This is a genomic window from Gordonia sp. i37, assembly GCF_002043085.1.
GTDB classification, from domain to species: domain Bacteria; phylum Actinomycetota; class Actinomycetes; order Mycobacteriales; family Mycobacteriaceae; genus Gordonia; species Gordonia polyisoprenivorans.
In genome coordinates this window covers 1-6,914 of sequence record NZ_MVPX01000434.1, presented here as the reverse complement: position 1 = coordinate 6,914, position 6,914 = coordinate 1, and the positions used below count along the sequence as shown (strand labels likewise).

Here is a 6,914-nt window from a genome sequence, read left to right as displayed (position 1 = left end):
GGTGCCCAGCCGCTCGTTGCAACGTGAGTCCAGGATGACGATCGCATCGAGGCCGTAACGTGCTGCGCGCCACTTGTTTTCCTGAACCAACCACGGCGCCATCTGCGGGAGTTCCTCGCCCGCCGACAGCCGGCGGTCGAGATCGACGACGAGACAATGGATCAGCGCGACCACCGCCGAGAGTTCGGTGAGGTTGGTCATCCCGTCGCACACCCGCACCTCGATGGTGCCCAGGTGCGGTGACGGCCGGATGTCCCAGCGGATCTCGTTGATGTGGTCGATGATCCCGGTCGTCTTCTGGTCGGCGACGAACGCCTCGAACTGGCTCCACTTCACGAACTGGAACGGCAGCCCGGCGGTCGGCAACTGCTGGAACATCATCGCGCGGTTGCTGGCATAGCCGGTGTCCTGGCCCGCCCACATCGGCGACGACGCCGACAACGCCAGCAGATGCGGATAGTAGTTGAGCAACGACGACAAGATCGGTAACACCTTGTCGCGGTGGTCGATACCGACGTGTACGTGCACCCCCCAGATGAGCATCTGCCGACCCCACCACTGGGTGCGTTCGATCAGTTCGGCGTATCGATGCCCCTCGGTGAGCAATTGCGTAGACCATTCGGCGAACGGATGAGTCCCTGCGCCGTACAGATCGACACCGAGCTCGGCGACCACGCCGCGCACCGCGTCCAGGGTGTGCGAAAGGTCGGCGACCGCCTCGGCGGTGGTGTTGCAGATACCGGTGACGAGCTCGACGGTATTGCGCAGCAGTTCCTTGTGGACCTTGCCGTCGAGCCCCGCATACCGTGCGCCGACCTCGGTGAACAGATCCGCCGCCGTGTTGGACAGATCGCCGGTGACCTTGTCGGTCAACGCGAACTCCCACTCCACCCCGAGCGTCGGGGTCGGCGAACCGCGGAATCCGATGAGGGTGTTGACCGGCATCAGTTCAGTCCAGGGGCGCCGGTTGTGGCGGCAGACTTACTGCGCCGCCGAGATCTGACCGCACGCCAGACGCGCCCCGCCGTCACCGGTGCTCATCGTCTCCTCGTCCGGGCCGGGCTGGCCGTTGGAGGTGTACCGATTGGGGATGTTGGCGAAGTTGTCGGCGTTCTCGTGGATGATGATCGTCTTGTTGGCGATCTGCGACAGGTCGACCGCCGACGTCGAGGTCGTCGTGGAACCCGATCCGTCGGACAGGATGTTGATCGACACCAGGTCACCGCTCGACGGGTGACCGGTGTGACCGTCGACCTGCAGGTGGCCGCCCGCCGAGACGAACTTGTCGGCCGTGTTGCAGGTGCTGCCGGAGTGGATGTGCATCGCATGGAATCCGGCGGGGATACCACTGCCGGCCTTGACGGTCACGGTGACACCGAGCGCGGAGCCGTTGGGCCGGAAGACGGCCTCACCGATGCTCTTCCCGTCGGTGTTGATCAGCGAGGCGGTTTCGGTCTGGCCACCGCTGGCCGGGATGTTGTCGGCGTCCACGAGACCACCCTGGGGTGCCTGGTCGCCGGTCTGCACAGCGGGGGTGGTGCCCTTCTCGCTGGTCGTCGGCTCGTTGGGAGTACATGCCGCCAAGGCCAACCCGACGGCACCCGCCGACGCGAGCACCGCGAGGGCACGCATGGTCGCAGAGCCTGCTTTCGAATTGACGGTCATCTCGCTCCTCGAGTGATGTGTGATGGGACACCGGCACCCATGCCGGCACAGATGTCGGCACTCGTGCCGGGGTCAATGCCGTGGGCCTCGGCACTGAAGTATGCGGGATCGGCGGTGCGAGTACCTGATCGGGGGTGCCCGGGATTCCCGGGTGAGGTGTGCCGGGTCATCGCTGCACCGCGACGACGGCGATACCGCCGACGCACCTGCTGAAGGAACTCCCCAGGTTCGCGCGGGAGTCGACGGTGTAATCGTTGTCGAGGGCCTGGGCGATCTTGTCGGCCTGGTCCTTCTGCGCCGGCGACGAGTACACGACGGTGTTCTGCGAGAAGCCGCCGTCGTAGTTGCTCTGGGCGTTGATGCCGATCGTGGTGAAGCCCTTGCCCTTGAGTTCTTCGTCAACCTCGGTCGCCAGCCCGGTGACGGTGCCCGCGTTGATCACGCAGATCCGGGCGTTGCCGGCCGCCGAGGACGAGGTGCTCGCCGGGGCACTCGTGGTGCTCGGCACGCTGGACTGGGCGGCCTGCAACTGGGCTTCGGGATTGTCGCCGGACGTCGCCGCGTGATGCCATCCCAGGGCCACGAACACGATGGCGACCGCAAAGAGCACCATGGCCCCGGCCCGCAGTGGCAGGCGGTTCGACTCGCGATCAGCATTCATCACCGATGACCTTAACGCACATCGGCCGGTGCGCCCGCGACGCTGCCGCCGCCGCTAGGTGATCTCGAACCCGAGCCGACGCGCCGCGCGCGCCTTCTGCCGGGATGCCCGCAGCCGGCGCAGCCGCTTGACCAACATCGGGTCGGCGGCCAGCGCCTCGGGACGATCCACCAGGGCGTTGAGGATCTGGTAATAGCGGGTCGCCGAGAGTCCGAACAGTTCCTTGATCGCTTCTTCCTTGGCCCCCGCGTACTTCCACCACTGCCGCTCGAAGGCGAGGATGTCATGTTCGCGGCGCGACAGACCGTCGGGTCCGACCGCATTGGGGTCGACCGCCTGCGCACCATCGTCGGGAGTGGTCACCGAATCCGGCCGATCACTCTGCTGCTTCTGGTCACGCGCTGCTGCGCCGTCCATCTCGCTCCCTCGAAGATCTCGCTGCAACACCTCACACCGCGCACTTTCCGACGAGCCGGCCATCGAGAATCACAGCGGTGTGGTTCGTGAATATCTAACCACGCACGGCACCAGCCGAGGTGGTGTGACTCGCGGGGGAAGCCGGCCCCGCTCACCCCGTCCCCGAGCCGTGCCGTGGCCCCGCCGTCACCGACGGTCGACGAATATTCGCGCACAGTAATCTGTCCCGCATGGCAATCCTCCCGATCTGCATTGTCGGCGAACCGGTCCTGCATCGCGCGACCGAGCCGGTCGAACTCGACGCGCAGGGACGACCCTCGGCGGAGATCGTGACCCTGCTCGACGACATGTACGAGACTATGGACGCCGCCAACGGTGTCGGCCTGGCCGCCAACCAGGTCGGGGTCGGCAAGCGGATGTTCGTCTACGACTGCCCCGACGGCGAGTCCCGGCTGTCCACGACGCGGCGTCGCGGCGAGGTCGTGAACCCCGTGCTGGAGACCTCGGAGATCCCCGAGACCATGCCCGACCCCGACGACAACGACGAAGGCTGCCTGTCGGTGCCCGGCGAGCAGTTCCCCACCGGGCGGGCCGACTGGGCGCGGGTCACCGGAGTCGACCGCACGGGCGCCGAGGTCGTCCTCGAGGGCCGCGGGTTCTTCGCGCGGATGCTGCAGCACGAGGTCGGTCATCTCGACGGCTTCCTCTACGTCGACGTCTTGGTCGGCCGCAACGCCCGCGCCGCCAAGAAGGCCATCAAACGCAATGGCTGGGGCGTGCCCGGACTCACCTGGGTGCCCGGCGAGCAGGCCGACCCCTTCGGCCACGACGACGACTGATTCCGGCGATGGCGGTGGGCGATGACGGACCCGACCTCGGCGCATACCGAGGCGACCGCGTCGTGGTGCGCTATCTGTTGGGCGAGGCAACTCCCGCCGATTGGCGCGACTGGCCCAACCCGGCTCCGGCACGCTCCGGTGGTCCCACCCAATCGGACGTGACCGGGTTTCTCGTCGACGACGGGGACCCCGTTCGACTCGACCGAAACGGCACCGTCGAAGAGATTCCGCGCGCGGCGATCACCTCGCTGCGGGTGTTGTCGGCGGTTCCTGTGCGCAACAGCGAGATTCGCGCCCTCGAGCACGCCGCGGCCGCAGCCTGGCCCGGCACCGAGCAGGCGTGGATCGAGGGCTGGTTGGTGCGGGCCGGTGCAGGCATCTCCCGGCGCGCCAATTCCGCCATCGCCCTGGACCGTTCGGCGCGCCTCGACCCGGCCACCCGATCGGCCATCGAATCCTGGTATGCCGCCCGCGATCTGCCGACGCTGATCGCGACACCTGAACGACTGGTACCACCGGGGGTCGACGGTGTGCCCGCATCGCCGGTCATCCACGTGTTGACCGCCGGGCCCACCACCGATCACCCATTCCCCGAACACCCGGACGTCATCCTGCGATCGACCCCGACCCCTGACTGGCTCCGGGCCTACCTCGGTCCCGACACCGACATCGCGGCGGCCACGGCAGTATTGGGCGCGACCCTCGACGACGCGCCGGTGACCTTCGCCGCCATCGAGGATGCGGGCCGACCGATCGCGATCGGGCGCGGCGCGGTCACCGAATCACCCGACGGCACACGCATGCTCGGCCTGACGGCGCTGTGGACCGATCCGGCGCGACGCCGCGAACATCTGGGCGACGCCATGCTCGCACGATTGCGGCGATGGGGTGCCGAGAACGGGGCCGCGCGCGCGTACCTGCAGGTCGAGTCCGGCAACCGGATCGCCGGCACCTGGTATCGCGCACGCGGTTTCGCATTGCACCACCGCTACCGCTACATCGAACCACGGACGTCGTCGTGACCGGCGGGCCGAGAGGTCGCGGCGCGGCCGGCCCGAGTCCCGCTCGGCGTCGGCGGCAGGCGGTGATCTCCGCGGCGGCACTGGTGGTGATCGCCGTCGTCGTGATCGTGACATGGGTGATCGACAACTCCCACGACGGCTCCTCGTCATCGGGGGTCTCGTCGTCGGGGGTCTCGTCCACATCTGCCCCGTCGAACACCCGGGTTCCCGCCCGGGTGCGCCAGACCCTGGCGCTTATCGATGCGGGCACATGGCCTGCGGCGGCCAACGCACCGGGTACCCGCGGCGGAATCGTGTTCCGCAACAACGAAGGTCGGCTACCGTCGACCACGTCATCCGGAAAGGCGATCACCTACCGCGAATGGGACGTCAACCCGAAGGAGCCGGGCCGATCCCGCGATGCGGAGCGCATCGTCACCGGCAGCGACGGATCGGCCTGGTACACCGACGACCACTATCAGACCTTCGTACTCATCAGGGGCCCGACTTCATGAAGACGCGGAACACATGACAACACAACAGGTGTCGCTGCGCGAGTTCCTGATCGGCGCCGCCGGGCGTGGACCGGCGGTGGGGTTGATCGTGGGCCCCGATGGCGTCGCCACCCACGACGTGCCCCGACCGGACGGTTTCCGGGTGCGGGTGATCACCGGCACCCGACTGACCACTCGCCGCGATGTGTTCGACGAGTTCGCTCGAAGTTGGCGATTCCCCGACCATTTCGGGCGCAACGCCGACGCCTTCGACGACTGCATGCGCGACCTCGATCAGCCCGCGGGAATCACCGGATTCCTCACCGTGCTCACCGACGCCCAGCACGTGCTGCCGCACGCCGACGACGCATTCGCCTGGTTCGTGCGGTCACTGGTGTTCTACCGGGATCACTACCGCGACATCGCCGATCCCCCGTCCACATTCGCTGTGTTGCTCTCGACGCCGGTGGCGGCACGCGGGGCCACCCTGGCGCGGTGGCGGGCCACCGGCATCGCCGTCGCGTCGGTGATCCCGGACAGCTGAGGGATTCCCGACCGCTGGTCTCGGAGGCTCTACTGCCCCGCCGCGCGGGCCAACGCCGGACGCAACCGGTCGAGGACGTAGACGGTGGCGTTCGGCGACGGCTCGTTGAGTCCGGTGATCTGTACCTGATCCATCATCGACACCGCGCCGGTCTTCACCGAGGTGAGGTTGCGGTATCCGGGCAGCCCGACGAGGCGGGTGCGCAGGGCGTCGGACTGGGTGGCCATCACCAGGACGTCGGAGTTGAGCCACGGCAGGTTCTCGGCGCTGATCTGGAATCTCGGTTGTCCGGTCGTCGTGCTCTGTTGCACCAGCCGGGGTGCCATCGTCAGTCCCAGTGAGGTGAAGAGTTTGCCGGCCCCGTCCTGCGGGTCACCGAGGACCGAGATCTGTTCGGACCCATACATGTAGGCGAACGAGTATGTCTTACCCTTCAGCCCCGGGTACTCCGCGGCGACGGCGTTGATCTTGGCGTCGACGCCGGAGATGATCTGGGTGGCCTTGTCCGGCAGGTGCAGGATGGTGCCCATCAGGGTGACCATGTCCTGCCACGGATCGACCTGCGCCCCACTGATCTTGTCGATGGTCGGCGCGATCTTTGTCAGTTTGTCGAAAACCCCACTCATGGAGGCGAATCCGGGCGCGACGATGAGATCGGGTTTGAGGTTGGCCACATCGGCGACGATGTCGCCGTTGGGGTTGAGCGGCGTGGAGTCGGCGAGTTTGGTGCCGTACCACGGCGGGAGTTGCTTGGCGGTGGCCTGGATCGCGTCGTAGTAGCCGACCGGTTTCTGCCCGAACGACAGCAGCACATCGGTCCACTGCCCGCCGAGGGTGACGATCCGCGTGGGGGTCTGCGGGATCGTCACCGACCGGCCGTCGGGCAGGTTGATCTGCACGGAGCCACCGGAAACCGACTCGTCGGGCGACGAGCAGGCGGCGAGTCCGATGATCACCGCGGCGGCGATCAATACTCCGAGCAATGCCCGCATCCTGGCCATTCCGGCGCTCACACCGAGCACGGGATCATGGCGTACGAGGCGATACCGCAGACACTCTCGTTGGACAGCTTCCACTTGCCGTCCAGCCAGAGCCATCTCATCGGTTTGTAGCGAGACCCGTTGCCCACCAAGGACATCTGAAGCTGCGCATTCATCGTGGTACCGCTGACGGTCACCGGGCCGATGATCTGATAGCTGAACCCGGAATTGGGATATGCGGCCAACAACCTCGACACGGCGTCGACCGAGGTCAGTGCCTGCTGACCGCCTTGGAGTTCGGCGGCGCGGGCGG

The 6,914-nt window shown here is 67.2% G+C and carries 9 protein-coding genes and 1 pseudogene; 4 read left to right on the top strand and 6 right to left on the bottom strand.

The annotated features are described in order from the left end of the window. The 4 genes from B1964_RS21590 to B1964_RS21575 form a co-directional block, all read right to left on the bottom strand. A partial coding sequence (locus tag B1964_RS21590; RefSeq protein WP_079931225.1) for a glutamate--cysteine ligase occupies positions 1-945 on the bottom strand: 945 nt, incomplete at its 3' end. A 36-nt stretch (positions 946-981) separates the two neighbouring features. Beyond that, on the bottom strand, positions 982-1,665 hold the full coding sequence (locus B1964_RS21585) for a superoxide dismutase family protein (protein ID WP_079931224.1): 684 nt from the start codon (positions 1,663-1,665) through the stop codon (positions 982-984). A gap of 166 nt (positions 1,666-1,831) precedes the next feature. Next, entirely contained in the window at positions 1,832-2,326 is a 495-nt protein-coding gene (locus B1964_RS21580; protein WP_006372419.1) for a LytR C-terminal domain-containing protein, read from the bottom strand. A 54-nt stretch (positions 2,327-2,380) separates the two neighbouring features. Further along, entirely contained in the window at positions 2,381-2,743 is a 363-nt protein-coding gene (locus B1964_RS21575) for a DUF3263 domain-containing protein (RefSeq protein ID WP_006372418.1), read from the bottom strand. A gap of 230 nt (positions 2,744-2,973) precedes the next feature. On the opposite strand from B1964_RS21575, the gene B1964_RS21570 reads away from it, so the two are divergent. From B1964_RS21570 to B1964_RS21555, 4 genes are read left to right on the top strand one after another with little or no spacing between them, the layout of a single operon-like run. Further along, a complete protein-coding gene (locus tag B1964_RS21570) occupies positions 2,974-3,582 on the top strand; it encodes a peptide deformylase (RefSeq protein WP_006372417.1) in 609 nt (202 codons plus the stop codon). A gap of 8 nt (positions 3,583-3,590) precedes the next feature. Then, entirely contained in the window at positions 3,591-4,604 is a 1,014-nt protein-coding gene (locus B1964_RS21565; protein WP_079931223.1) for a GNAT family N-acetyltransferase, read from the top strand. Then, positions 4,601-5,098, top strand: coding sequence for a ribonuclease domain-containing protein (locus B1964_RS21560; RefSeq protein WP_079931222.1), 498 nt, complete (start codon positions 4,601-4,603; stop codon positions 5,096-5,098). Before B1964_RS21565 ends, B1964_RS21560 begins: the two co-directional genes overlap by 4 nt. Before the next feature lie 13 nt (positions 5,099-5,111). After that, the gene (locus B1964_RS21555; protein ID WP_079931221.1) at positions 5,112-5,621 is read left to right on the top strand and encodes a barstar family protein; all 510 of its coding nucleotides are present in this window, start codon (positions 5,112-5,114) and stop codon (positions 5,619-5,621) included. 29 nt (positions 5,622-5,650) lie between these two features. On the opposite strand, the gene B1964_RS21550 is transcribed toward B1964_RS21555, so the two are convergent. Together B1964_RS21550 and B1964_RS21545 are read right to left on the bottom strand one after the other, a co-directional pair. Further along, positions 5,651-6,613, bottom strand: coding sequence for an ABC transporter substrate-binding protein (locus tag B1964_RS21550; protein WP_079931220.1), 963 nt, complete (start codon positions 6,611-6,613; stop codon positions 5,651-5,653). 17 nt (positions 6,614-6,630) lie between these two features. Next, positions 6,631-6,914 (bottom strand): annotated as a pseudogene (locus tag B1964_RS21545) (hypothetical protein); the annotation flags it as partial.

Coding starts and splice junctions, on each gene's coding strand:
- B1964_RS21585 (WP_079931224.1), bottom strand. CDS start 1,665: ATGACCGTCAATTCGAAAGCAGGCTCTGCGACCATGCGTGCCCTCGCG.
- B1964_RS21580 (WP_006372419.1), bottom strand. CDS start 2,326: ATGAATGCTGATCGCGAGTCGAACCGCCTGCCACTGCGGGCCGGGGCC.
- B1964_RS21575 (WP_006372418.1), bottom strand. CDS start 2,743: ATGGACGGCGCAGCAGCGCGTGACCAGAAGCAGCAGAGTGATCGGCCG.
- B1964_RS21570 (WP_006372417.1), top strand. CDS start 2,974: ATGGCAATCCTCCCGATCTGCATTGTCGGCGAACCGGTCCTGCATCGC.
- B1964_RS21565 (WP_079931223.1), top strand. CDS start 3,591: ATGGCGGTGGGCGATGACGGACCCGACCTCGGCGCATACCGAGGCGAC.
- B1964_RS21555 (WP_079931221.1), top strand. CDS start 5,112: ATGACAACACAACAGGTGTCGCTGCGCGAGTTCCTGATCGGCGCCGCC.
- B1964_RS21550 (WP_079931220.1), bottom strand. CDS start 6,613: ATGCGGGCATTGCTCGGAGTATTGATCGCCGCCGCGGTGATCATCGGA.